This window comes from Azospirillum canadense (assembly GCF_025961225.1).
Classification (GTDB): Bacteria; Pseudomonadota; Alphaproteobacteria; order Azospirillales; family Azospirillaceae; genus Azospirillum; species Azospirillum canadense.
In genome coordinates, this window is record NZ_JAOQNG010000002.1 from 1 (window position 1) to 26631 (window position 26631).

10 protein-coding genes are annotated in these 26631 nt (G+C 69.9%); 8 read left to right on the forward strand and 2 right to left on the reverse strand.

Annotated elements, in window-relative coordinates; translation table 11 throughout:
- Positions 1–1676 (reverse strand): M3 family metallopeptidase (locus M2351_RS14835; protein WP_264656886.1); only part of this gene is annotated, 1676 nt, incomplete at its 3' end.
- A 396-nt stretch (positions 1677–2072) separates the two neighbouring features.
- Here M2351_RS14835 and M2351_RS14840 point away from each other — a divergent pair.
- Genes M2351_RS14840 through M2351_RS14865 form a run of 6 tightly spaced genes read left to right on the forward strand, consistent with a single transcriptional unit; the run spans position 2073 to position 9718 of the window.
- Positions 2073–2417 carry an acyl carrier protein gene (locus tag M2351_RS14840; protein WP_264656887.1) on the forward strand — a complete coding sequence of 115 codons (345 nt, stop codon included), beginning with the start codon at positions 2073–2075 and terminating at the stop codon, positions 2415–2417.
- Entirely contained in the window at positions 2414–3586 is a 1173-nt protein-coding gene (locus M2351_RS14845; protein WP_264656888.1) for an acyl-CoA dehydrogenase family protein, read from the forward strand. Before M2351_RS14840 ends, M2351_RS14845 begins: the two co-directional genes overlap by 4 nt.
- A 9-nt stretch (positions 3587–3595) precedes the next feature.
- The gene (locus M2351_RS14850; RefSeq protein ID WP_264656889.1) at positions 3596–4543 is read left to right on the forward strand and encodes an amino acid--[acyl-carrier-protein] ligase; all 948 of its coding nucleotides are present in this window, start codon (positions 3596–3598) and stop codon (positions 4541–4543) included.
- 13 nt (positions 4544–4556) lie between these two features.
- Positions 4557–5468: a DUF1839 family protein gene (locus tag M2351_RS14855; RefSeq protein ID WP_264656890.1), complete on the forward strand. Its 912-nt coding sequence runs from the start codon at positions 4557–4559 to the stop codon at positions 5466–5468.
- 6 nt (positions 5469–5474) lie between these two features.
- The gene (locus M2351_RS14860) at positions 5475–7904 is read left to right on the forward strand and encodes a glycoside hydrolase family 2 protein (protein WP_264656891.1); all 2430 of its coding nucleotides are present in this window, start codon (positions 5475–5477) and stop codon (positions 7902–7904) included.
- Positions 7901–9718: an alpha/beta hydrolase gene (locus M2351_RS14865; protein WP_264656892.1), complete on the forward strand. Its 1818-nt coding sequence runs from the start codon at positions 7901–7903 to the stop codon at positions 9716–9718. The genes M2351_RS14860 and M2351_RS14865 overlap by 4 nt, the downstream gene beginning before the upstream one ends.
- Positions 9719–9891: 173 nt before the next feature.
- Here M2351_RS14865 and M2351_RS14870 read toward each other — a convergent pair whose 3' ends face one another.
- Positions 9892–10644 carry a phage tail protein gene (locus M2351_RS14870; RefSeq protein WP_264656893.1) on the reverse strand — a complete coding sequence of 251 codons (753 nt, stop codon included), beginning with the start codon at positions 10642–10644 and terminating at the stop codon, positions 9892–9894.
- 957 nt (positions 10645–11601) lie between these two features.
- Between M2351_RS14870 and M2351_RS14875 the strand changes: the two genes are divergently transcribed.
- Complete coding sequence (locus M2351_RS14875) at positions 11602–24570, forward strand: Ig-like domain-containing protein (protein ID WP_264656894.1); 12969 nt, start codon at positions 11602–11604, stop codon at positions 24568–24570.
- 72 nt (positions 24571–24642) lie between these two features.
- Complete coding sequence (locus tag M2351_RS14880) at positions 24643–26553, forward strand: TolC family protein (RefSeq protein ID WP_264656895.1); 1911 nt, start codon at positions 24643–24645, stop codon at positions 26551–26553.
- Positions 26554–26631: the final 78 nt, after the last annotated feature.

Here is a 26631-nt window from a genome sequence, read left to right on the forward strand (position 1 = left end):
AGGTCGAGCAGCGCGGCCGCGGTGTATTCCACCGTGCCGAAGCCCTGGTTGAAGTTGCGGGCGGCGAGCAGGCGGCGCAGCAGGTCCTCCGGGATCGGCTCGCCCGTGCGGAAATGCCGGGCGTAGGTGCGCAGCGTTTCCGGCGCGCTCATCCAATGCTCGTAGACCTGCGACGGGAACTCCACGAAATCGCGGCGGACCGCAGTGCCGGACTGGGACGGGTAGCGCACGCGGCTGAGAAGCCCGTGCAGGCCGTGGCCGAACTCGTGGAACAGAGTCTCCGCGTCGTCGAAGCTGAGCAGTGTCGGCTCGCCCTTCGCGAAGTTGTTGTTGTTCACGATGATCGGCGCGATCTCGCCATCGAAGCTCTCCTGGACGCGGTAGCTGCTCATCCAGGCGCCCGACCGCTTGGACCCGCGGGCGTGGTTGTCGTGCAGGAACAGGCCGACGTGGCGGCCGTCGGCGTCGCTCACCTCATAGACGCGGACGTCCGGGTGGTAGACGGGCAGGTCCGGCCGTTCCTTGAAGCTGATCCCGAACAGGCGGCCGGCGGTGTCGAAGGCCGCGCGCACCATGTTGTCCAGGACGAAGTACGGCTTCACCTCCGCCTCGTCCAGGTCGTACTTGGCCTGCCGCACCTTCTCCGCGTAATAGCGCCAGTCCCAGGGGGCGATGGGCTCGTTCATGCCCTCCGCGCGGGCGCTTTCCTGCAGCTCCGCGCGCTCCGCCGCCGCCTTGCGCTTGGCCGGTTCCCAGACCTGCAGCAGCAGGCGTTCGACGGCCGAAGTGTCCTTCGCCATGCTGTCGTCCAGCTTGTAGTCGGCGTAGGTGGCGTAGCCCAGCAGCTTGGCCTGTTCGGCGCGCAGCGCGACGATCTCGCGGATCAGCGGGCGGTTGTCGTGCGGCCCCTCATGCTCGCCGCGGCGGATCCAGGCCTCGTAGGCGACCTGCCGCAGGTCGCGGCGTGCCGAAAAGGTCAGGAACGGCTCCACCGAGGAGCGGGCGAGCGTGATGACGTACTTGCCCTCCATCCCGCGCTCCGCCGCGGCCTGGGCCGCCGCGTTCCGCGCGAATTCGGGAAGCCCGGCGAGATCGCTCTCCTCCAGCACGAGCTGCCAGTCCTTCTCGTCGTGCAGCACGTTCTGGCCGAACAGGGTGTGCAGGGTCGCCTGCCGCTCGCTGATCGCGGTCATGCGGGCCTTCTGTTCCGGCGGCAGCAGCGCGCCGCTGCGCACGAAACCCAGGTGCCGACGCTCCAGCAGGCGCAACTGGTCGGGGGCCAGCCCCAGCGTGTCGCGGCGCTCGAACAGATCCTTCACCCGCGCGAAGAGGCCGGGATCCAGCGCGATGCGCATGGAATGCTGGGCGAACTTCGGCGCGTAGTCGCGCGCGATCGCCTCCAGCGCGTCGCTGGTGTTGCTGGAGGTCAGGTTGAAGAAGACGTTGGCGACGCGGTCCAGGAAACGCCCGCTGCGCTCCATCGCCTCGATGGTGTTGGCGAAGCTCGGCGCGTCCGCGTTGGCGGCGATCGCCTCCATCTCGGCGAGGCTCTCGGCCATGCCATGGTCGAAGGCGGGCGGGAAATGCTCGGGGCGGATGCGATCGAAGGGGGGAAGACCGAAAGGCGTCGTCCAGGTTTCGAAGAAGGGGTTCTGCTGCGTCGGCGTGTCGGTCATTGGGGCCTCGTGGTGATCGCATCCCGTTTTGCGGGCCGTTCCCAGGCGATGTGGGGACGGTGTCGGGGCAGGCAAGCCCCGCCGTCACGTAGCCTGATTGGCTCGGTTGCGCCAGAGGGCGTTTCGCCGCCGCCCCATCGGGTTGCTCCAATGGAGAGAAAAGCAATGCCCCAAAGGAAAGGCCATAACCACCGCAAGTGTTAAGCTCGCCGTGGGTCACCCAACCCGAAAAAGACCGGTCGCTTTCGGAAAACCAAAGTAACTTAAAGAACATTCTATGACGGTCTGCGTTGTCCGCTGCACGTTGTCCGCTGCGCAAGGACGCTTCAGGTTGTCCGCTGCGCAGGGACAAGGCCGGGGATCGCCTGGGCAAGCGGTAGGGAAGGGAACTGGGACATGCGCCAAACGGATTGGCAATCGGTGGCTGGGGCGGCAGCCGCGGGGGCATCGCAGGGGGAGGCCGGCGGACGGGAGGCGTCGCCGATGGTGTCTTCCGACGATATCCGCGACCTGCTGCGCGACAGCGGTTGGCTGACGGTCGACGCGTCGGAGCTGTCGGAGAACGACGACCTCTACGCCGCCGGATTGACGTCCCACGGTTCGGTGAACCTGATGCTGGCGCTGGAGGAGCGGTTCGACATCGAGTTTCCGGAGCAGCTGCTGCGCCGTCGCACGTTTGAGAGCATCGGCGCCATCCGCGGCGCGGTCGCCGGATTGCTTGGCGGGACGGCCGCCGCATGAGCGGGCCCTTCGCGCGGGGGGCCTCCACCGCCGCCGAGGTGGCGGGCCGCCATGCGGATTCCGTCGACCGCGACGCGCGCTTCCCGGCGGAAACCTTCGCCGCGTTGAAAAATGAGCGGCTGCTGGGCGCCATGGTGCCGCGCGATTTCGGCGGGGAGGGTGCCAGCCTGACCGACATGGCGGCGGTCGCCCATGCGCTGGCCCAGCGATGCCCGTCGTCCGGACTGATCTTCGCCATGCACCAGATCCAGGTCGCCTGCCTGGTGCGCCACGGCCAGGGCAGCGCGTGGCACCGCGACCTGATGGCCCGCTTGGCGGCGGAGCAGCTCCTCCTGGCGTCGGCGACGACGGAGGCCGGGATCGGCGGCGACGTGCGGTCCAGCGCCTGCTCGGTCGAAGGGGATGGAGATGGGGACGACGGCGGCTTCCGGCTGGAGAAGCAGGCCACCGTCATCTCCTACGGGGTGGAGGCCGACGCGATCTTGGTGACGGCGCGCCGCAAGCCGGACTCGCCACCGTCCGACCAGATCATTGTGCCCGTCCTGAAGGACCAGCTCCGGCTGGAGGCGATCGGGAACTGGGACACGCTGGGCATGCGCGGCACGCGCAGCATCGGCTACCACCTGCGGGCCGAGGGCGTCCGGGCGCAGATCATGCCCCTGTCCTACGCCGACATCTCGGCGCAGACGATGCTGCCGGTGACGCACATCCTGTGGAGCAGCGCGTGGCTCGGCATCGCCAGCGACGCGGTCGCGCGGGCCGGCGCCTTCGTGCGGGCGGAGGCGCGCAAACGGCCCGGCACCCAGCCGCCCGGCGCACGGCGGCTGGCCGAGGTCACCGCCCGCCTGCAGACCATGCGCGGCATGGTGCGGGGCGCCATCGCCCAGTTCGAGGAGGCGTCGGGCAGCCCCGACCGCCTGACCTCCATGGGCTTCGCGGTCGCCATGAACACGCTGAAGATGTCGTCGGCGGAGATGGTGGTGCGCATCGTGGAGCAGGCGATGCTGGTGGCCGGCCTGTCCGCCTACCGCAACGACAGCCCCTACAGCCTGGGCCGCCACCTGCGCGACGCCCATTCGGCGCCATTGATGATCAGCAACGACCGCGTCCTGGGCAACACGGCGAACCTGCTGCTGGCGCACAAGGACAACGGCTCTCTCTTCGGGTGAAGGATGGATATGCAGTCAGGGCAGACCCAGGCCGGCCATGGGGCGACGGATGATCCGCAGGCCGCTTTCCGCGACGCGCTGGTCGCGGCGGGGCTGCTCATCCCCACGGGGGTGGACGGTCTCTACGGCCGCAGCGGCGTCTTCGAGGACGTGGTGGAGCGCTTCAACGACCTGATCACCCGTTGGGGCCGTGACGACGGGGCGGAGGTCATGCGCTTTCCGCCGGCGGTCGCCCGCCACCATTTCGAGCGCAGCGAGTATTTGAAAAGCTTCCCGCAGCTCGCCGGCACGGTGCACAGCTTCAAGGGCGACGAGCGCGCCCACCAGACGCTCCTGCGCCGGCTGGAGGAGGGGGAGGAGTGGACCGACGGCCAGATGGCCACCAACGTGGTCATGACCCCGGCCGCTTGCTACCCGATCTACCCCACGATTGCCGAGCGCGGTCCGCTGGGCGGCGACGGCGCGTTGGTGGACGTCTACTCCTACTGCTTCCGCCACGAGCCGTCGCTCGACCCCGCGCGGATGCAGCTGTTCCGGATGCGCGAGTATGTCCGCGTCGGCACGCCCGACCAGGTGATGGACTTTCGCCAGAGCTGGTTGGAGCGCGGCCGGGCGCTGATGGACTCACTGGGCGTGCCGCTCGCCGTGGACGTGGCGAACGACCCGTTCTTCGGCCGGGCCGGGCGGATGCTGGCGGCCAACCAGCGCGACCAGGGGTTGAAGTTCGAACTGCTGATCCCGATCACGTCGGAGGAGAAGCCGACCGCCTGCCTCAGCTTCAACTACCACCAGGACCATTTCGGCCTGCTGTGGGACATCCGGACGCCGGACGGCGCCGTCGCCCACACCGCCTGCGTTGGCTTCGGCATGGAGCGCGTGGCGCTCGCCTTGTTCCGCCACCACGGCTTCGACGTGCGGGCCTGGCCGGGGTCCGTGCGCGCCGCGCTGTGGGGGTGACGGGGTGGGGGACATGACCACGACCGCGCACCCGCTGCACGCGCCGGACCGTGCCTGGGTCGAGACCAACTGCTACACCGACCTGTGGATCGAGCTTCTGCACGCCTTGGGGCTGGAGCCCCTGGCGTCGCTGTCCTTCACCGTGGCGCAGGACTTCGAAGGCGACCAGTTCACCTTCTTCAAGGTCCCGCCCGAGGACCTGCGCCTGCTTTACGGGCTGGAGGTGCAGGAGTTGGCCATCTACGACACGGTGGAGGCGCACGCCGCCGTGCAGCTTCAGCGCGGCCGGCCGGTGCTGGTGGAGGTGGACGGTTTCCACCTGCCGGACACGCGCGGCACTTCCTACCGCACGCAGCACTCGAAGACGACCATCGCCATCCTGGGGCTGGAGCCGGAGGCCAAGCGCCTCGACTACATCCACAACGCCGGCCGCTACGCGCTGGAGGGGGAGGACTACGACGGCGTCTTCGCCGCGCACACGCTGTTCCCCTATGTGGAGTTCGTGAAGCGCGGGGATGCGGCCTTGGAGGGCCGGGCTCTGGTGGACGCGTCCATCGAGCGGCTGCGCCACCACCTCGGCCGCCGGCCGCGCGGGAACCCGGTCGCCGCCTACCGCGCCGCCCTGCCGGAGCATCTGGAGCGGCTGGCTTCGCGGTCCATGGACTATTTCCACCTCTACGCCTTCAACACCCTGCGGCAACTCGGCGCGAACTGCGAGCTGCTGGGCAGCTACGGCCGCTGGATCGACGCCCCAGCCGAAGTGGCGGACGCTTGCGAGGCGCTGACCTCCTCGGCCAAGGCGCTGCAATTCCAACTGGCCCGCGCGGTGCACCGGGGCCGCTTCGGGGACTATTCGGCGACGCTGGAGGGCATGGAGCGCGCCTACGACACCGCGCTCGACACTCTGGTCCGGCGCTTCGGGTAACGGGGGATGGCCAGGGTCGTTTCCGTCAGCGGCCACGCCGCGACCGCCCTGACCGATGGGTGGGAGATGCGCGTCGGGGAGGAGGGCGACTGGATCCCCGCCGCCGTCCCCGGGACGGCCGCGCAGGCGTTGCGGGACGCCGGGCTCCTGTCGCTCGACCGTCCGCCGCCCCTGCACGACCGGGACGTTGTCTACCGCCGGCGCTTGACCGGGGAGGGGAGGCGGCGGCTGCGTTTCCACGGCCTCGCCACCGTCGCCGAGGTCTTCCTGGACGGGGAGCGCATCCTCGCCTCCGACAGCATGTTCGAGGCCCAGGAGGTGCCGGTCACCCTGCGCGGGGACCATGAGCTGACCATCCTCTTCCGCGCGCTGAACCCGGTGTTGAAGGCGCAGCGCGGCCGGGGGCGCTGGCCGGTGCGGCTGGCCGGGCCGGCGGGCTTGCGGGCGGTGCGGACGACCCTGCTCGGCCATATGCCGGGCTGGTGCCCACCGGTCGCGGCGGTCGGCCCTTGGCGCCCGATCGAACTGGTCGAGGAGGCCGGGCCGCTGCGGGTTCTGGGCGCCGATCTGCGCTCGACCCTGGATGGCGGCGACGGGCTGCTGAGGCTGGAGCTGTCTGTTGATTGGACGGGCGCCGGTCAACCGCCGGCCTTCATGGATGTGGGCGGGGTCCGCGCGCCGCTCGCCTGGACGGGGCCGGATCGCTTGTCCGGCGAGGTCCGCATCCCGGACGTGGAGCCCTGGTGGCCGCACACCCACGGCAACCCGACGCTGTATCCCGTTAGCGCGGTGATCGGCGACCAGCGCGTCGACCTCGGCTGCACCGGCTTCCGCACCATAGAGCGGGCGGAGGGGGACGGCTTCGCCCTGCGCGTCAACGGAGTGCCGGTCTTCTGCCGCGGCGCCTGCTGGAGCAGCGCGGACGTCGTCGGCCTGCCGGGCTCAAAGGAGGCCTACACGCCCTGGCTGCACCTTGCGCGGGAGGCCGGCATGAACATGCTGCGCTTGGCCGGCATCACGGCCTACGAGGGCGATGCCTTCTTCGAGCTGTGCGATCAGCTGGGCATCCTCGTCTGGCAGGACTTCATGTTCGCCAACTTCGATTACCCGGCGGACGAGGCCTTCCTGGGCAAGGTCCGGCGGGAGGCGGCGCAGCTTCTCGACCGCACCCAGGCCTCGCCCAGCCTCGCCGTGCTCTGCGGCGGCAGCGAGGCGGAGCAGCAGGCGGCCATGCTCGGCCTGCCGCGCGCGGCCTGGAGCCAACCGGTCTTCGAGACCGCTCTGCGGGGGGAGGCGGAGCGCTGGCGGCCGGACCTGCCCTATGTCGGCAATTCCCCCACCGGCGGGCCGCTGCCCTTCGCGGCCAACGCCGGGGTCACTCATTATTATGGGGTGGGCGCCTACCGCCGGCCTTTGGAGGACGCGCGCCGGGCCGATGTGCGCTTCGCCACGGAATGCCTGGCCTTCGCCAACGTGCCGGAGCCCGGCGCCCTGCCGGGCGTTCCCCCCGTCCACGACCCGCGCTGGAAGGCGCGGGTGCCGCGCGACCCCGGCGCCCCCTGGGATTTCGAGGATGTGCGGGACCATTACCTGCGGACCCTGTTCGGCGCCGATCCGCCGGCCCTGCGGTATGAGGACCCGGACCGCTATTTGCACCTGTCGCGGGCGGTGACCGGGGCGGTGATGGAGGCGGTGTTCGCGGAATGGCGGCGCGCGGGCTCGCCTTGCGGGGGCGGGCTGGTCTGGATGTTCCAGGACCTGTGGCCGGGCGCTGGCTGGGGTGTGGTGGACAGCGCCGGGATCCCGAAGGCGGCGTGGCACGCGCTGCGCCGGGCCTTCCGGCCGGTCCAACTGCTGCTGACCGACGAGGGCGTCAACGGGCTGGCGGTCCACCTCATCAACGAGACCGCGCGGCCGGTGGAGGCCGTGCTGCGGCTGACCGCCCTGCGCGGGGGCGAGACCCCGGTGGTGCGGGCGGAGCGGCCGGTGACCCTGGCCCCGCGCGGCGCCCGGGCGATCCCGGCGGCGGAGCTGCTGGACCGCTTCTTCGACCTGACCTACGCCTACCGCTTCGGCCCGCCGGCCCACGACGCCACGGTGGCGGCCCTGGTCGAGGCCGGGAGTGGCCGGCGGCTGGCCGAGGCCTTTCATTTCCCACCCTCCGCCAACCCGCTGGAGCGGCACGACCTGGGCCTGTCCGCCGCGGCGGTCCGGGTGGGGGAAGGGTGGGAGCTGCGGCTGCGAACGCGGCGGCTGGCCTGTTGGGTCCATGTGGAGGACGACCGCTTCCGCGCGGCGGAGGACTGGTTCCATCTGCCTCCGGGGGAGGAGCGGTGCGTCCGGCTGATCCCGAAAGTCCATGGGGCCGGCGTGCCCGATGGTGAGGTTTGCGCGTTGAATGGAGGGTTGCCGGTGCGGTTCCGGGGGGATGCATGACGCCTTTGGTCTTTGAGGGCTGCTTTGGATGGCTCCACCAAGCCGAAGACCGGCGCGGGGGCCGGCGCGGGGTGGTGCTCTGCGGCCCCTATGGGAACGAGGCGCTGACCACGCACCGGGCTTGGCGCAGTTTCGCGGAGCGGCTGGCCGACGCCGGCCTGCCGACCCTGCGCTTCGACTACCCCGGCGCCGGCAACTCCGCGGGCGGGGAGGAGGATCCCGGCCGGCTGGGGGCCTGGATCGCCGGCATCCACGCCGCGGTGGCCCATCTGCGCGCCACCGCCGGGGTGGAGGAGGTGGCGCTGGTCGGCCTGCGGCTGGGCGCCCTGCTCGCGGCGGCGGCGGCGCGGGAGATCCCCGGCGGCGTCGCGGCGCTGGCCCTGCTGGCCCCGGCCCCCTCCGGCCGCGCCTTCGTGCAGGAGCTGCGCGCGCTGGCCCTGCTGGGCGACTGGCCGGAGGGAACGCCCCCCGCCGTCACGGCCGACGGCATCGACAGCGGCGGCTTCCGCCTGACCCCCGATACCGCGGAGGCCCTGCGCGCCCTGGACTTCGCCACCCTGGCGGGAAGCCCGGCCCCGCGCGTCCTGCTGGCCGACCGGCCGGATTCCCGCGCCGCTGCCCGGCTGGCGGAGCGGCTGCGCGCGCTGGGTGCGGCGGTGGCGGAGGAGCCCTTCCCCGACTTCGCCACGCTGATGAGCAGCGTCCAGCGCGCCACGGCCCCGTCCGCCACCTTCGAGCGGGTTGCCGGCTGGCTGGGGGAGGGCGTGACCCCTCCCGGCCCGCGCCTCGCCGCCTTACCGCCGCTGCCGGCGGAGCCGCGGCTGGAGACACCGGGCGCCGTGGAGCGGCCCCTGCGGTTCGGCCCCGCGGGGGGCCTGTTCGGCGTGCTGTGCGAGCCCGCCCCGGCGGCCGGTTCGGCGGCCGAGCCGCGGGACCGGCCGGCCGTGCTGCTGCTGAACAGCGGGGCCACCCACCACGTGGGGTCCGGCCGCATGTCGGTCACGCTCGCCCGCCGGCTGGCCGCGCGGGGGGTGGCGTCGCTGCGGGTCGACCTCGGCGGGCTCGGCGACAGCGCCTCCAAGCCCGGCCGGCGGGACGGGCTGATCTATTGCCGCGATTCGGTGGAGGATGCGCGGGCGGCGCTGGACGCGCTGGAGGCCCAGGGGCACCGCAGCGCCGTGGTGGTGGGCCTGTGCGCCGGGGCGGCGGTGGCCCTGCACACGGCGCTGGCCGACCCGCGGGTGGTCGGGCAGGCCCTGGTCAACCCCGGCCGATTCGTCCTGGGCGAGGGCGCCACGTCGGAGCAGGTCATCGGCACCGCCGTCGCCTCCGCCGCCGCCTACCTGCCCCGGCTGGCCGAGAGCGCCACCTGGCGGGCCATCCTGGGCCGCGACCGCAAGGCGGCCCGAATCGCCCGTGGCCTGTCGGAGCGGGCGGCCCGCCGCCTGCGGATCAAGGCCGGCCGGCTGCGCGCCAGCCTGACGGGGCGCGGCTACGATCCCGACGACGTGGCACACTGGTTCCAGTACCTGGGCCTGCGCGGGGTCCGCACCCTGCTGGTACACAGCGAGGGCGACGTCACGCTGGGCGAGCTGGAGGCCCATGTCGGGGCGGACGGCGGCCCCCTGCGCACCATGCCGAACCTGCGCATGGCCCGCATCCCCGGCGCCGACCACAGCCTGCTGCTGCGCCCCGCGCGGGAGCGGTTCGCCGCCCTGCTGGAGGAGCATCTGGACGGCATCGCCGCCGCCGGCCCCGCCCCGGTGCCGGGCGGTTCGGGCGCCGGGCTGCCGGCCTGGCTGTGGGTGACGTGACCGGCCCCCGATTCGGGGGGCGGGCGCCAGGGCGCGAATCGACGCAAGGGCGGGGCCGAAATGAAACGGGGCCGCGGCGCCCTGAACGGACGACCGCGACCCCGAAAAGAAAACGCCGCGCAGGGACACGGGAGCGCGGCGTTTTCCTGCTGCGACCGATCCCGGTTGGGGGATCAGTTGCGCTGCGGGTAGAGCCCTTCGATGCAGATGATGAAATTCATGTAAAGAGACGGCTGCGTCACGTTGAGCGCGACCTGGCCGGAGGCGGCGAACGGAACCGGGTTGGCGTTGCCGGCCGGCTGGACGCTGACGCTGCCGCCGTTGACGGCGGTCACGGTGCCGGACAGCGCCGGGGTGCTGGGCGTGCCGTTCGGGGTGGAGGCGATGCCGCCGAGGGACGCGGTGGTGCCCGCCGTGCCCGCGGGCACGTAGACCTTCGGCGCGTTGGTGCCAGTGGTCGCGATACCGGCGGCCAGCAGAGAGTTATCGGCCGGGGCCACAGTCTGCGAACCGGCCGTCGGAGCCGCGACAGCGGTCAGCGTCGTGTTGACCGTCAGGTTGCCCGTGGTCGCCGGGATGGTGAAGTTCACCGGGCCGGTGGTCGGGGTGAAGCCGGCGGTGTGCGTGTGCTGCGGCAAGTTGGCCGCCTGGATCGTGCCGGTGGAGGTGACGTTCGCCGCGACGTTGGTGGCGCCGAACGCCACGCCGTTCAGGCCGGTGACGGCCTGCGCGCCGACCGGAACCCGGTTGCGCAGATCCGGCAGGCCGAAGGTGGAGGAACCGTTGCCGCCGTAGATCGTGCCGATCAGCGAATACAGCGCCGCGTATTGCTGAATGTTCAGCAGAGCGCCGTCGCACAGATGCCAGCCGACCGGAACCCAGCGGATCGGCCAAATGAGAATGGTGCCAAGCATCGCGTCGCCCATCGGGGTGCTCCCTTTGTTGGTATGAAAATGGTCGAGTTGGTCAATCCCGCTGCCCGCCTTAGAGGATATGACGGCGGTGAACGCAACCCTACACCGGTGTGTGTAGATTGAAAACCCGTATAATTTCGCTATTTCGTTTCACAATTGAGACGGAGATTCCATTCTCTGGTTGATGCGAAATATAATTTTACAATTTTCGACATTTTTCTTCAGTTGCGGAGCAGCGGATCCTGCGACGCCGGACCGTTGACGTTGGCGATGGCGTGCATCCGGCCGGCGTGAATGGGGGAAAGCAGCAAACATTCCTATGTATGTTCTGCCATTCCATCCGGTCCGGCGGCTTCAGGCGGACATTGCGGTGTTGAAACACAACCTTTAATGGTTTTAAGCGTGTTTCTTTTCGCGTCTTCCTCGAAACCCGGGCTGCGGTATGTACACGTCTTGATTGGACGGGCCGATGTGGACCCTTCCCCGTCATTCCCGCGAAGGCTGGGATCCAGAAAACTTCGACGTTGTGCGACTGATGTGCCCTGGATCCCAACCTTCGCTGGGATGATGGAGAAGAGACGTTGCGACCGCGGGTAGGCCCCAGCGCCCCGAGTCTACGCCTATGAGGCTTCGCCGGGATGACGATGGGGAAAGTCGTTTTCGACTTCGCCAAGCTAATTCCTTCAGGAAGCGCCGATGCGGGGTCGCGACGCAGAGGAGAGCGGGGCGTTGCAGTTGTGCATACGCAAGTATGCACATCGACAAACACGCTTGTTGCGGTGTCCGGCCATCCTGTTGCGTCTCAGAAACTGATATTCCAGTCCAATTTTGGTTGCCTGTCCGTTTCGTCGCACCGAAAAGATGATACATTTCATCACATGTTCTCATGTTGCGCGTGGAGATTATCTTTTTTACAAATACCCAATTGGGTAAAGTTAGCCAATTTGTCGGGTGAGGACGGGTGCGGCCATGAAGTCGATGTTCACGCGGGGTAAAGGTGGCTCGGTGACCGGAACGCGGGTGGGCGGCAAGGCCGCGCAACCGGGCGTGCAGGGCAAGGGCCGGAAGGCACCCCTGGCCATGGCACTCGAACCGCGCTTCATGTTCGACGCCGCCGGCGTCGCGACCGCGGCCAGCGATCCCACGGCGGACCAGCACGCCGACCCCAACGCCGCGCATCCGGACGGCAAGACGGCCGACGCGGCGCAGAAGGACGCGGCGGTCACCGCTGCCGCGGCCTCGGCCGCCGCCGTTGGCGCGGCACCCACGGCACCAACGGCAGCACCGGCCATGGCAGCCGCGACGTCCGAAGCCGGCCCTGTGGATGTGCGACCCCTCGATCCTGCACAGAACGATGGCAAGAAGGAGGTCGTGTTTATCGAGTCCGACGTTGCGGGCTACCAAACGTTCGTGGACGGTGCGAAAGCGGGTGTTGAGGTCGTTCTGCTTGACGCATCGAAAGACGGTCTGACGCAAATGGTCCAATGGGCTCAAACCCATCAGGGCTATGACGCGATCCATGTGGTCAGCCACGGCAGCGAGGGCGTCGTTTATCTCGGCGCCTTGCAATTGAATGCCGACACTCTCGCGGCACGCACGTCGGATGTGGCGTCGCTCGGAAAGGCGCTCAGTCCGGACGGCGATCTCCTTCTGTATGGCTGCGAAGTTGCAAGCAGCAAGGGACTGGAATTCGTTTCCGCTTTGGCCAGAACGAGCGGCGCCGATGTCGCCGCTTCGAATGATCTGACCGGCTCTTCGGCTCTGGGTGGCAATTGGACACTTGAGACGAAGATCGGTGATATCAATGAAGGTGTCGCGTTCTCCGACGTCGCGTTGAATGGCTATGGCAGCCTTCTCGTCACTGACGCCATCAACTTCACCACCGTCGCGGGGGGCGCCGGCACAGCGACCGTCACCGTATCGACGACGGATTTCGGCACGGTCGCCTTCAAGCTGACGGACAGCGGCCTCAGCACAGCCTACGCCTCATTGTCTGCTCCCGGCAGCAGCACCAATCTTGGAAACGCCGATCCTGGCAGCGGAAGCAAGGGGTTGGTGATCAATATCGATAACACTCCTGGCGCGACGCTCCCTGCCTATTTCGTGATCGCAACAGCGAACGGTACAGAGTTTCGCTTTGATTCCATTAATTTGTACGACTTTAACTCGCAGGGTTATACGGTTTATATTGTTGGATACCGTGATGGGGTGCAGCTGCAAACTGATACATTCAGCGACACCACCATTGGCGCAAATGCAACCGTATCGCTGTCGACAAACTTCGATAACGTTGACCAGGTTCGCATCTACACGTCAGGCGGCCCTACGGCGAACCCGCTGGAAATGGGGTTTGACGATGTCGTGTTGAAATCGCCAATTCTCGGCGGACCGTCCCCAACGGTCACCGACGGCAACATTTCCATTGCCGGCCATTCGGGCGCCAGCAACACCTACAAGGTCGGTGATACCGTCACCGCGACCTGGAACAACACGTCGGGTGGCGACAACAACAGCAGCATCACCAGCGTCACGGTGGACTTCAGCGCGTTCGGCGGCGGCACGGCGGTGGCGGCGACCAACAGCTCCGACACCTGGACCGCAACCTACGTCATCGCGTCGGGCAGCGTCGACGGCACGAGCAAGAACGTGTCGGTGAAGGCAACAAACGGAAACGGCTCCACCACGACGGCCGACACCACCAACGCCACGGTGGACAACATCGCCCCGGTGGTGACCGGCAGCCGGATCACGCTGAACAACGGGTCGGGCACCGGCAGCGCGTTCAAGGTCGGCGACACGGTCACCGCGACCTGGAACAACACGGGCACCGGCGACAACAGCAGCACCAACAACGGCGACCTGTCCACCGTGACGGTGGACTTCAGCCAATTCGGCGGCGGCACCGCGGTGGCGGCGACCCCCACCAGCGGCGTCTACAAGGCGACCTACGTCATCACGGGCGGCACCGTCGACGGCGGCGCGACCGTGTCGGTGAAGGCGACCGACGATGCCGGCAACACCACCACCACGACAAGCAACACGACCGTGATGGTCGACAACCAGGCCCCGACGGTGACGGGCGGCAAGATCACCCTGAACAGCGGGTCGGGCACCAGCGGCGCCTTCAAGGTCGGCGACACGGTCACCGCGACCTGGAACAACACGTCCGCCACCGGCGACAACAACGGCGACCTCGCCTCCGTCACGGTGGACTTCAGCCAGTTCGGCGGCGGAACCGCGGTGGCGGCGAGCAACAGCTCCGAAACCTGGACCGCGACCTACGTCATCACGGGCGGCAGCGTCGACGCCACCAACCGCAACGTGTCGGTGACGGTGACCGACGATGCCGGCAACACGACGACCACGTCCGACACCACAAACGCCACCGTGGACAACGTCGCGCCGACCATCACCGCGGCCAACACCACCCTGACGGGCACCGGCAGCGGCACGGCCGGCGGATTCAAGATCGGCGACACGGTCACCGCGACCTGGAACAACAGCGGCAGCGGCGACAGCAACCTCGACAGCATCGCCTCGGTGACGGTGAACTTCAGCCAGTTCGGCGGCGGTGCGGCGGTGGCGGCCACCAACAGCTCCGGCACCTGGACCGCGACCTACGTCATCGCGTCGGGCACCGTCGACGGCGCGTCGAAGGGCGTCACCATCACGGCGACGGACAACGCCGGCAACACCGCGAACGCCAGCCCCACCACCACCGTCACCGTCGACAACCAGCCGCCGACGGTGACGGCCGCAAAGATCAGCGTCAGCGGCGGCACCGGCACCAGCAGCGCCTACAAGATCGGCGATACGGTCACCGCGACCTGGAACAACACGGGCATTGGCGACAACAACACCGACGGCATCACGTCGGTGACGATGGACTTCAGCCAGTTCGGCGGCGGCACGGTGGCGGCGGCCAACAGCTCCGGCACCTGGACGGCGACCTACGTCATCGCGGCCGGCAGCGTCGACGGCACCAACAAGAACGTCTCGGTCACCGCCACCGACAACATGGGCAACACCACGACCACGGCGGGCACCGGCAACGTCGCCGTGGACAACGTCGCCCCGACGGTGACCGACGCGAAGATCAGCATCAGTGGTGCTTTGGGCACGAGCGGCGCCTACAAGATCGGCGATACCGTCACCGCGACGTGGAACAACACCGCCGGCGGCGACAACAACGCCGATGGCATCGCATCGGTCACGGTGGACTTCAGCGCGTTCGGCGGCGGCGCGGCGGTGGCGGCGACCAACAGTTCCGGCACCTGGACGGCAACTTACGTCATCGCGGCGGGCAGCATCGACGCGACCAACCGCAACGTGTCGGTGACCGTTACCGACAACGCCGGCAACACGACGACCACGGCCGACGGCACGAACGCCACGGTCGACAACATCGCCCCGACGGCGACCGACGCGAAGATCAGCATCGCCGGCGCCACGGGGGCCGGCGGCGTGTACAAGACCGGCGACACGGTCACCGCCACCTGGGACAACACGGGTGCCGGCGACAACAACGCCGACACGATCAGCACCGTCACGGTGAACTTCAGCCAGTTCGGCGGCGGTACGGCGGTGGCGGCGACCAACAGCTCCGGCACCTGGACCGCGACCTACGTCATCGCGGCCGGCAGCATCAACGCCTCGAACAAGAACGTGACGGTGACCGTCACCGACAACGCTGGCAACGCGGCGAACGCGGCCGACACCACCAACGCCTCGGTCAACAACGTGGGGCCGACCGTCACCGCGCCGAGAATTTCCATCAGCGGCGCATCGGGCACGAGCGGCGCCTACAAGATCGGCGACACCGTCACCGCGACCTGGAACAACACCGCCGGCGGCGACAACAACGCCTCCATCGGCTCCGTCACCATGGACTTCAGCCAGTTCGGCGGTGGCACGGTGGCGGCGGCCAACAGCTCCGGCACTTGGACGGCGACCTACGTCATCACGGCCGGCAGCGTCGACGGCACCAGCAAGAACGTCTCGGTCACCGCCACCAATTCGGTCGGCAACCCCTCCACCACCGCCGGCACCACCAACGCGACCGTGGACAACGTCGCGCCGACGGTGACGGACGCGAAGATCAGCATCGGCGGCGCGTCGGGCACGGGCGGCGCCTACAAGATCGGCGACACCGTCACCGCCACCTGGAACAACACCGCCGGCGGTGACAACAACACCGACAGCATCACGTCGGTGACGGTGGACTTCAGCGCGTTCGGTGGCGGCACGGCGGTCGCGGCGACCGAAAGTAGCGGTACTTGGACGGCGACCTACATTATCGCGTCGGGCAGCGTCGACGGCACGAACAAGAACGTGTCCGTGACCGCCACCGACAACGCCGGCAACACGACCACGACGGCCGACAGCACGAATGCCACGGTCGACAACGTCGCTCCGACGCTGACCGACGCGAAGATCAGCATCAGCGGTGCGTCGGGCACGGGCGGCGCCTACAAGATCGGCGACACGGTCACCGCGACCTGGAACAACACGGGCACCGGCGACAACAACACCGACAGCATCGCCTCGGTGACGGTGAACTTCAGCCAGTTCGGTGGCGGCACGGCGGTGGCGGCGACCGAAAGCAGCGGCACCTGGACGGCGACCTACGTCATCACGGCCGGCAGCGTCGACGGCACGAACAAGAATGTGTCGGTGACGGCCACCGACAACGCGGGCAACACGACCACCACGGCCGATGGCACCAACGCCACCGTGGACAACGTGGCTCCGACGGTGACCGACGCGAAGATCAGCATCAGCGGCGGCACCGGCACCGGCGGCGCCTACAAGATCGGTGACACCGTCACCGCCACTTGGGACAACTCCATCAGTGGCGACAACAACACCGACGTGATCAGTACCGTTACGGTGGATTTCAGCCAATTCGGCGGCGGCACCGCGGTGACCGCGAGCAGCAATGCCGACGGAGTGTGGACGTCGACTTACATCGTTGCGTCCGGCAGCATCGACACGACCAGCCGCAACGTGGCCGTGACTGTCACCGACAACGCCGGCAACACCACGACCACGGCGGACAGCACCAACGCGACCGTGGACAACGTGGCCCCGACGGTGACCGATGCGAAGATCAGCATCGGTGGCGCGTCGGGCACCAGCGGCGCCTACAAGATCGGCGACACGGTCACCGCGACCTGGAACAACACGGGCACCGGCGACAACAACACCGACAGCATCGCGTCGGTGACGGTGGACTTCAGCGCGTTCGGCGGCGGCACGGCGGTGGCGGCCACCAACAGCTCTGGCACCTGGACCGCGACCTATGTCATCACGGCTGGCAGCATCGACGTGACCAACCGCAACGTGTCGGTGACCGCCACCGACAACGCCGGCAACACGACCACCACGGCTGACAGCACCAACGCCACCGTGGACAACGTGGCGCCGGTGCTGACGGTGGGCAACATGGCAGGCCTTTCCACCCCGACCGGGACCGGCAACACGCTGCGCATCGGCGACACGGTAACCGCGGTGTGGGACAACTCCGCCAGTGGTGACAACAACCCCGACACGATCGGCGCCGTCACCGCCGACTTCAGCCAGTTCGGTGGCGGCAGCGCGGTGGCGATGACCAACTCCGGTGGCGTGTGGCGCCAGACCTACGTCATCACCGCCGGCAGCATCGACGCAACCAACCGCAACGTGGCGATCACCGTCACTGACAACGCCGGCAACACCGCCACCGTCACGGACACCGCGAACCGCAGCGTGGACAACGTCGCGCCGACGGTGACCGACGCGAACGTGTCGATCAGCGGCGGCACCGGCACGGGTGGGGCCTACAAGATTGGGGACACGGTCACCGCGACCTGGAACAACACCGCCGCCGGCGACAATAACAGTGACAGCATCACGTCAGTAACGGTCGACTTCAGCCAGTTCGGCGGCGGCACCGCGGTGACGGCGACCAACAGCGCCGGCACCTGGACGGCGACCTACGTCATCACGGCCGGCAGCGTCGACGGTACGAACAAGAACGTGTCGGTGAAGGCGACCGACAACGCGGGCAACACGACCACGACGGCCGACAGCACGAATGCCACGGTCGACAACGTCGCGCCGACGGTGACGGACGTGAAGATCAACATCAGCGGCGCTTCGGGTACGGGTGGAGCTTACAAGATCGGCGACACCGTCACCGTGACCTGGAACAACACCGCCGGTGGTGATAACAACGCCGACAGCATCGCCTCGGTGACGGTGAACTTCAGCCAGTTCGGTGGCGGCACCGCGGTGGCGGCGACCAACAGCGCCGGCACTTGGACCGCGACCTACGTCATCGCGTCGGGCAGCATCGACGGCACGAACAAGAACGTGTCCGTGACCGCCAGCGACAACGCGGGCAACACGACCACGACGGCCGACAGCACCAGCGCCACCGTGGACAACGTCGCACCGACGGTGACCGACGCGAAGATCAGCATCGGTGGTGCGTCGGGCACGGGTGGCGCCTACAAGATCGGCGACACCGTCACCGCGACCTGGAACAACACCGCCGGCGGCGACAACAACACCGACAGCATCGTCGCGGTAACGATGGACTTCAGCCAGTTCGGCGGCGGCACCGCGGTGACGGCCACCAACAGCTCCGGCACGTGGACCGCCACCTACGTGATCACGGCCGGCAGCGTCGAAGCGACCAACCGCAACGTGTCGGTGACCGTCACCGACAACGCCGGCAACACGACCACCACGGCCGACAGCACCAACGCCACGGTCGACACGGTTGCGCCGATCCAGACCATCGGCACCATCGGCCTCTCGGCCGATGTCGGGACGTCGAGCACGGACTTCCTCACAGCCACGGCCGGCCAGACCATTTCCGCCACCCTGTCGGCCGGCTTGGCCACCGGGGACATCCTGTACGGCTCCGTGGACGGCGGGACGACCTGGACCGACATCACCGGCAAGGTCAACGGCACCGCCGTGGCCTGGACCGGCGCCACCCTGCTGTCCGGCACCAACAGCGTGAAGATGAAGGTCGTCGACGCCGCCGGCAACGAGGGCGCGGTGGCCAGCCAGTCCTACACGCTCGACGCCACCATGCCGTCGGTGCAGAGCATTGCCCCGATCAACGCGCCGACGCTCACCGCCGCGTCGGTGACCTATCGCGTCGTGTTCTCCGAAACCGTCGCGAACGTCACCACGGACGACTTCGTCCTGACGGCCACGGGCAGCGCGTCGGGCACCGTCGCTTCCGTGTCCGGCAGCGGCACGACGTGGGACATCACCGTCACCGGCGTCAGCGGCGACGGCACGCTGCGGCTCGACCTGAAGGGCAGCACCGACGTGATCGACAGCGCCGGCAACGGCAACGGCACCAACGGGTCGATCGCCGCCTTTACCACGGGCACGGTCCACACGGCCGATCGGGCCGGCCCGGCCTTCACCTCCACGGTGGCGCCGTCGGTGCCGGAGAATTCGACGCCCGTCGTCACGCTCGCCGCGACCGACAGCAACGGACCGATCACCTACCAGATCGTGGGCGGGGAGGATTCGGCGAAGTTCACGCTCACCGGAACGGCGCTGTCCTTCACGGCCGCGCCGGACTATGAAACGCGGACGGACGCCAACGCGGACAACGTCTACAAGGTGGTGGTGCGGGCGACGGACAGCCTGGGCAACACCACCGACCAGACCCTGTCCGTCACCGTCACCAACGTCAACGAGACGCCGGCCAACGGCGTGGCCCCGGTCGTGACCGGAACCGCGGCGGTCGGCCAGACCCTGACCGCCGGCACGGGCAGCTGGACCGATCCGGAAAGCGACGTCCTGACCCACAGCTACCAGTGGTACCGGGCCAGCGACAGCGCCGGCACAGGTGCCACGGCGATCAGCGGCGCGACGTCCGCCAGCTACGCGCCGACGACGTCCGACGCGCACCAATATGTCCGCGTGGTGGTCACCGCCAACGACGGCAACGGCCACACGCCGAGCGTAAACGGCGCCTGGACCGCCATCGGCAACAGCGCGCCGGTCAACAGCGCGGTTCCCGCGATCACCGGCACCGCGACGGTCGGCAGCACGCTGAGCGTCGGGACCGGCAGCTGGAGCGACGTCGACGCCGACACGGTCACCTACAGCTACCAGTGGTATCGGTCCAGCGACAGCGCGGGCACCGGCGCCACGGCGATCAGCGGCGCCACCGGCACCAGCTACACGCCCGCGCTCGCCGACGCGCACAAGTACCTGCGCGTGGTGGTCACCGCCAACGACGCCCACGGCAGCACCGACCAGACCGCGGCGACCGTTTGGACGGCCGTGGGCAACAGCGCGCCGGTCAACACGGTGGTGCCCACGGTGTCCGGCCCCGGCACCATCGCCAGCGCCCTGACCGCCACCTCCGGCAGCTGGAGCGACGCCGACGCCGACACGGTCACCTACAGCTACCAGTGGTACCGGGCCAGCGACAGCGCCGGCACCGGCGCCACGGCGATCGGTGGGGCGACGTCCTCCAGCTACACGCTGACCGGCGCCGACGACGCCAAGCACCTGCAGCTGGTGGTCACGGCCACCGACGGGCAGGGCGGCAGCCAAGCGGCCGGGTCGGCCTGGCGCCTGATCACCAACAGCGTTCCGGTGATCGGCGGGGTGACCACGGCGGCGCAGCCGACCACCGACACGGCGACCGTCACGCCCTTCGCCGCCGTGACCATCCAGGACGCCGACACCCTGCAGGTGCAGACGGTTACGGTCACGCTCGACAGCGCGGCTAGGGGGGCGCTGGCCGGAACCCAGGGCGGCAGCTACGACGCCGCCACCGGGGTGTGGAGCTTCACCGGCACCGCGGCGCAGGCCCAAACGGCGGTCCGGGCGCTGGTCTTCACGCCCGCGCCCAACCACGTGGCGCCGGCCGCGACGGAGACGACGACCTTCACCATCGCCGTCAACGACGGCGTGGCGGGCGCCGTGTCCGACGGGCGGACCACGGTGGTGACGACTTCGGTGTACGACACGCCGGTGATCGGCGGCCTGAACGCCGGCCAAGCGATCCAGTACGGCTCCACGGCCAAGCCGTTCGCGACGGCGACGGTGGCGGACCCGGACGTGCAGACGTCGCGGGTGCAGGTCATCATCGTCAACGGCGCCAACCAGGGCGACTTCACGGCGGCCTCGGCCGCCGGCTGGACGCGGACCGTCAGCGGCACCGACATCGTCTACGAGAAGAGCTACGCGAGCACCCAGGGCATCGGTGGCGCCGAGCAGGCGGACCTGCGCAACCTCGTCTTCGCGCCGACCAGCACCAGCGTGCCGAACGCGCCGGCGTCGGGGACCACCGCCTTCCAGGTCAAGATCGACGACGGCGGTAACTGGGTCAGCAGCCCGGCCAACGCCGTGACGGTGGTGGAGGCGCAACCCAACGCGCTGGCGTCGGGCAGCGACAGCGGCGCGTCGGGCACCGACCGCATCACCAACGCCACGACCCCGACGGTGCGCGTCAGCCTGCCGGGCAGCCCGGCGGCGGCCGGCGACACGGTCGAGCTTCTGCTCGGCGGAACGTCGCTTGGGCACCCGGTGACGCGGGTCCTGACCGCGGCCGACGTCGCCATCGGCTACGTCGACCTCGGCGTGACCGCGGCGGGCGACCTGGGCGCGGACGGCGCCAAGACCTTCACCGCGCGGGTGACGGACGCGAACAGCACCAGCACGCTGGTCGGCGGCGCGCTGACCGTCACGCTGGACACCACGCCGCCGCCGGCCCCGACCTCCCCGGCGGTGCTGGTGTCGGGCAGCGACAGCGGCCGGTCGGACAGCGACGGCGTGACGCGGGTGACCAGCCCGACCGTCCGCGTCTCGCTGGGCGGCACCAACGCGGTGGCCGGCGACACGGTCGAGCTTCTGCTCGGCGGGTCGTCGCTCGGGCACCCGGTGACGCATGTCCTGACGGCGGCCGACATCACGAACGGCTATGTCGACCTCGGCGTGACCGCGGGCGACCTGGGGGCGGACGGCGCCAAGACCTTCACCTCGCGGGTCACCGACGTGGCGGGCAACGTCGGCACGGCCGGCGGCGCCCTGACCATCACGCTCGACACCAGCGTCCCGGCGCTGCCGACCACGATCGCCGTTGCCGCCGCGGACGACACCGGCACCTCGTCCGGCGACGGCATCACCCGCAAGCTGCGGCCGGCAATCACCGGCATGGCGGAAGCCAACAGCACGGTGACCGTCAACATCGACGGCACCGACGTCGGCACCGCGACCGCCGACGCGACGGGGGCTTGGAGCTACACGCCGACCAGCGACCTCGTCGTTGGCGCCCACGTCGTCAAGGCCAAGGCGACCGACGCCGCCGGCAATGCCGGCGACTATTCCGCCACGGCGACGATGACCATCGACCGTTCGGTCCCGACGGTCGTGTCGGTGGGGGCGCCGGCCAACGGCACCTACAAGCTCGGCGACACGCTGCAGTTCACCGTCACCTTCTCGGAGCGTGTCTCCCGCCTGAACAGCAGCACGCTCAACCTCGTCGTCGACTTGGCGGGCGGCGGCACCGCCACCCGCCAGGCCATGCTGCTGTCCAACAGCGGGACCACCGCCGTCTACGCCTACACGGTGCAGGCGGGGGATCTGGACGGCAACGGGATCCAGGTGAGCGGCCTGACGGCCGCGTCGGCCATCGACACGGCGGGCAACGCGCTCGACACGACGTTGAACGGCGTGGGCTCCACGGCCGGCGTGATGGCCGACGGCGTGGTCCCGCTGGTCGCCAGCGTGACGCTGCCGCAAAGCCAGTCCTACCGCGCCGGGCAGGAGCTGACCTTCGTCGTCACCTTCGACGACCCGAACCTCGTGATCGGTGGCACCAACAACTCGGCGCTGGGCTTCACCATCGGTGGGGCCGCCCGGTCGGCGGCATTCGTCAGCCAGTCGGGCGGGGCGGTCACCTACCGTTACGTGGTGCAGGCCGGCGACGACACCGGCACCGGCATCACGGTGACCGGCATCACGGCGGGGACCGCCACCTACAGGGACACGGCCGGCAATGACGCCAACCTGTCGCTCGGCGGCAAGGTGGGCGACAGCACCGGCATCGTGATCGACACGGGTGTCCCGACGGTCGCCGCCCCGGCGGTGACCAGCAGCACGGTCGCCGGATCCACCGCGACGGAACGGGTCTCCGCCACCAGCACGCCGGCTATCAGCGGCACGACCGAGGCCAACAGCACGGTCACGGTGCTGGTCGACGGCAAGGCGGTCGGCACCACGGTCGCCGATGCCACGGGCGCCTGGAAATACAGCTTCGCCACCGCGCTGGCCGACGGGGTGCGCAGCATCCAGGTGCAGGCGACTGACAAGGCGGGCAACGCCAGCGCTCTGTCCACGGCGACACCGCTGACCATCGACACCACGGCGCCGGGCGCGCCGACGGTGACGGTGGGCACGGCGACGTCCGGGGCCACGGCGGTGCGCGGCACGGCCGAGGCGAACGCCCTGGTCGTGGTGACGGTCAACGGGAAGGACGTCGGCACCGCCCGTGCCGACGCGGCCGGCACTTGGCAACTCGTCCTGGCGTCCGATCTGGGGACCGGCAGCTTCACGATCGCGGCGCGCGCCCGCGACGCGGCCGGCAACACGGGTGCCGCCGGCACCACCGCCTTCACGGTGGCGCCGCCCCCGCCGCCGCCGACCACGACTGTCGTCACATCGAGCGGCAACACCACCACGGCCGTGTCGTCGAGCAACAGCTCGTCCAGCAGCGCGGTGTCAACCTCGACGACACAAACCACCACGGGGCCGACGCTCGGCACGGCGCCAACGCTGCCCAGCCAGACGAGCAGCGACGCGGGCCGCGTCATCACCAGCTCGTCCATCGGCAGCGGCGGCGGGTCGGGAAGCAGCAGCACGGACGCCGGCCGGTCGATCACCATCAACGCGATCAGCAACCAGTCGAGCAGCGACGCCGGCCGTTCGATCACCATCACGGCGATCGGCGGCTCGTCGGGCACGAGCGGGACGTCGAGCAGCGCCAGCAGCGTGCTGGGCAGCACGGGCGGCGGAAGCTCGTCGAGCGGCGGCTCCAGCCTGAGCAGCGTCGTCAGCGGTGGCGGCAGCGGCGGGAGCCTGGGCGGTTCCGGTCTCGGCAGCTCCAGCCTTGGAAGCTCGGGTCTTGGCGGCTCCGGCCTCGGGTCGGGCGGCCTCGGCTCCACCGGTACGGGCAGCGCGACCGGCAGCGGCACGGGCCTGGGCGGCGTCTCCACCGGTACGGGAACTGGCGGCACGGGAAGCGGCGGCCTGGGCACCCCGTCGACGGGCGGGCTCTCCACCGGCGGCACGGGATCCGGTACGGGCGTCGGCACGGGCACTGGCACTGGATCCGGAACTGGAACGGGCACCGGGACCGGCGGGCTGAACGGCAGCCTCGGAACCCAGGGCAGCGGCACGCAGGGTGGCGGAACCACCTCCGGCTCCACCCCCGGCGCGACGGGCACGGGAGCCCAGGGCGGCGACCGCGGCACCACCGGCACCCAAAACCAGAGCATCCAAAACCAGGGCCAGACCCAGGGCGGCAACCGCAACACCATCGAAACCGCCCCGGCCAACCGCGGCGGCCAGAACGGGCAGACCCAGGGCAACCAGCAGCAAGGTGGCCAGCAGCAGGGCGGCCAGAACGCCCAGCCGCCGGCCGGCGACGGGCAGGGCGGCGACCAGCGCAACGCTCCGTCCGGAACCGAAGGGCAGGGCGACGGCCAAGGTCAGCCACAGGGCCAACCGCAGGGCCAAGGCCAGGGCCAACCGCAAGGTCAGGGCAACCGCGCCGATGCGGGCGACGCCCCGGCGCCGAAGCCCGCCTTCACGCGGCAGATCGCCCAGGTCCACGGGGCGGCCGACGCCCGCACCGCGGCCCTGCTCGCCGCGCTCGCCACGCACACCCCACCGGGCAACCGGGCGGCTTGAGGCCGCCCGCGTTCCCATCCCTTCCACCGCTTCCGCCTCCGCGTTTCCTCTTCGAATGGATTGCCGACGAGAATGACCTGCCTTCCTCTGACCTTCCGGGCGCGGTCCACGATGGCCTGCGCGACCGTCGCCCTGCTTGCCGCCTCCCTGCTCGCCAGCGGCTGCTCGCTGTCGCCGCAGCCCCTGACGTCCGAGGAGAACCTGTCGCGGGTGCGCGCCGACATGGCGGTGGTGATGTCCCCGCAGGAGCCCATCGCCGGCCCCGTCTCCATGCACGAGGCGATGGCCCGCGCCATCAAGTACAACCTCGACGAGCGCGTGAAGCTGATGGAGATGGCCGTCGCCAACCAGCAGCTCGACCTCTCGCGCTTCGACATGCTGCCGCGTGTCGTCGCCGGCGCCGGCTACGCCGGGCGCAACAACGAGGCCGGCTCGGAAAGCCTGAACCTCGCCACCGGGCGGCGCACCGGCGAGAGCACCACCGCCACCGACCGCAACCGCCGCACCGCCGACCTCGGCTTCACCTGGAACATCCTCGACTTCGGCGTCAGCTACCTGCGCGCGCGCCAGAACGCCAACCTCGTGCTGGTCGCCGACGAGCGCCGCCGCCGCGTCGTCCAGGGCATCCTGCAGGACGTGCGCACCGCCTATTGGCGCGCCGTGGCCGCCGAGCGGCTGCTGAAGCGCATCGAGCCGCTGGAAAAGCGCATCGAGGCGGCGCGCCGGAACGCCGGCGCGCTGGAGACGCAGCGCGTGCAGGCGCCGCTGCAGACGCTGACCTACCAGCGCTCGCTGGTCGACACGCTGCGCCAGCTGCAGACGCTGCGCCGCGAGCTGGTCGCCGCCAAGTCGCAGCTGGGCGCCCTGATGGGCCTGCCGCCGGGCGAGAGCTTCACGCTGGCCATCCCGGCGGAGGCGACGGCGAAGGACGCGCCGGCCATCGCCACCCCGGTGGAGGCGCTGGAATCCTACGCGCTGCTGAACCGGCCGGAACTGGTCGAGGAGACCTACAACGCCCGCATCACCGCCGACGAGACGCGGCGCGCGCTGCTGAAGCTGCTGCCGGGCATCGACCTGAACGCCGGGCTGCACTACGACAGCAACAGCTTCCTGCTGAACCAGCAGTGGGCGGACTATGGCGCGCGGCTGTCGTGGAACATCCTGAACCTGGCCTCGGCGTGGGACACGCAGTCCTATTCGAAGGCGCAGGAGGAGCTGGTGGCCTTCCGCCGGCAGGCGCTGAGCGTGGCGGTGCTGAGCCAGGTGCGGGTGGCGATGGTGCAGTACCGCGAGTTGGCGCAGGAGTTCGCGCTGACCGCCGACCAGGCGGCGATCGACCAGCGCATCCGGCAGCAGTACGTGAACAGCAGCACGGTCGGCCAGCAGGGCGACCTGGGGGTGATCCAGGCGGAGGTGTCGGTGCTGGTGTCCGACCTGCGCCGCGACCTGGTGTTCGCCGACCTGCAGAACGCCTATGCCCGCGTGATGGTGTCGGCGGGCGTCGACCCGCTGCCCGAGGCGGTGCCGGCGCAGGACATGGCGACCCTGCGGCGCGCCGTCGCCGACGGGCTGTCCAGCTGGGAGCAGCGCGCCGGCGGCACCGCCCGCCTGCCGGACCTGCTGACCCCGGCCGCGACCACCTCGGAAAAGCCGGCGCCCGCGCCGGAGAAGGCCACGGTGGAAAAAGGCACGGCGGATAAGGCGGGCGCTCCGGTCGCCCAGGCACCCGAGGCGAAGGCCCCGGCCGAAAAGGCCGCGGCGGTCGCCACCCCGGCCCCCGCGGAGAAGGCCGCAGCGCCTGAGACGGTGACGGTGGCCTCGCTGCCGGTGTCCACGACCTCGGCGTTGCCGATGCGGGCGTCCTACAGCGCTTCGGGCAGCGCATTGGGAAGCGCGCCGGCGGCGTCGGCGCAGTCGGTGAAGGTCTTCACGGTGCCCCTGTCGGCCCTGGCTCCCGCCTCCGCCGGCCGGCCGGCCCGCTGATCCGCACGCCGCGGGGCGTCGCCGCCGGTTTCGGGTTGTCCCGCAGGCCGGTCGGCCGCCCCGCGGTGCGTGTGGATG

Bases quoted from the DNA above. Each gene is read 5' to 3' on its own strand.
- M2351_RS14840 (WP_264656887.1), top strand. From the start codon at position 2,073: ATGCGCCAAACGGATTGGCAATCGGTGGCTGGGGCGGCAGCCGCGGGG.
- M2351_RS14845 (WP_264656888.1), top strand. From the start codon at position 2,414: ATGAGCGGGCCCTTCGCGCGGGGGGCCTCCACCGCCGCCGAGGTGGCG.
- M2351_RS14850 (WP_264656889.1), top strand. From the start codon at position 3,596: ATGCAGTCAGGGCAGACCCAGGCCGGCCATGGGGCGACGGATGATCCG.
- M2351_RS14855 (WP_264656890.1), top strand. From the start codon at position 4,557: ATGACCACGACCGCGCACCCGCTGCACGCGCCGGACCGTGCCTGGGTC.
- M2351_RS14860 (WP_264656891.1), top strand. From the start codon at position 5,475: ATGGCCAGGGTCGTTTCCGTCAGCGGCCACGCCGCGACCGCCCTGACC.
- M2351_RS14865 (WP_264656892.1), top strand. From the start codon at position 7,901: ATGACGCCTTTGGTCTTTGAGGGCTGCTTTGGATGGCTCCACCAAGCC.
- M2351_RS14870 (WP_264656893.1), bottom strand. From the start codon at position 10,644: ATGGGCGACGCGATGCTTGGCACCATTCTCATTTGGCCGATCCGCTGG.
- M2351_RS14875 (WP_264656894.1), top strand. From the start codon at position 11,602: ATGAAGTCGATGTTCACGCGGGGTAAAGGTGGCTCGGTGACCGGAACG.
- M2351_RS14880 (WP_264656895.1), top strand. From the start codon at position 24,643: ATGACCTGCCTTCCTCTGACCTTCCGGGCGCGGTCCACGATGGCCTGC.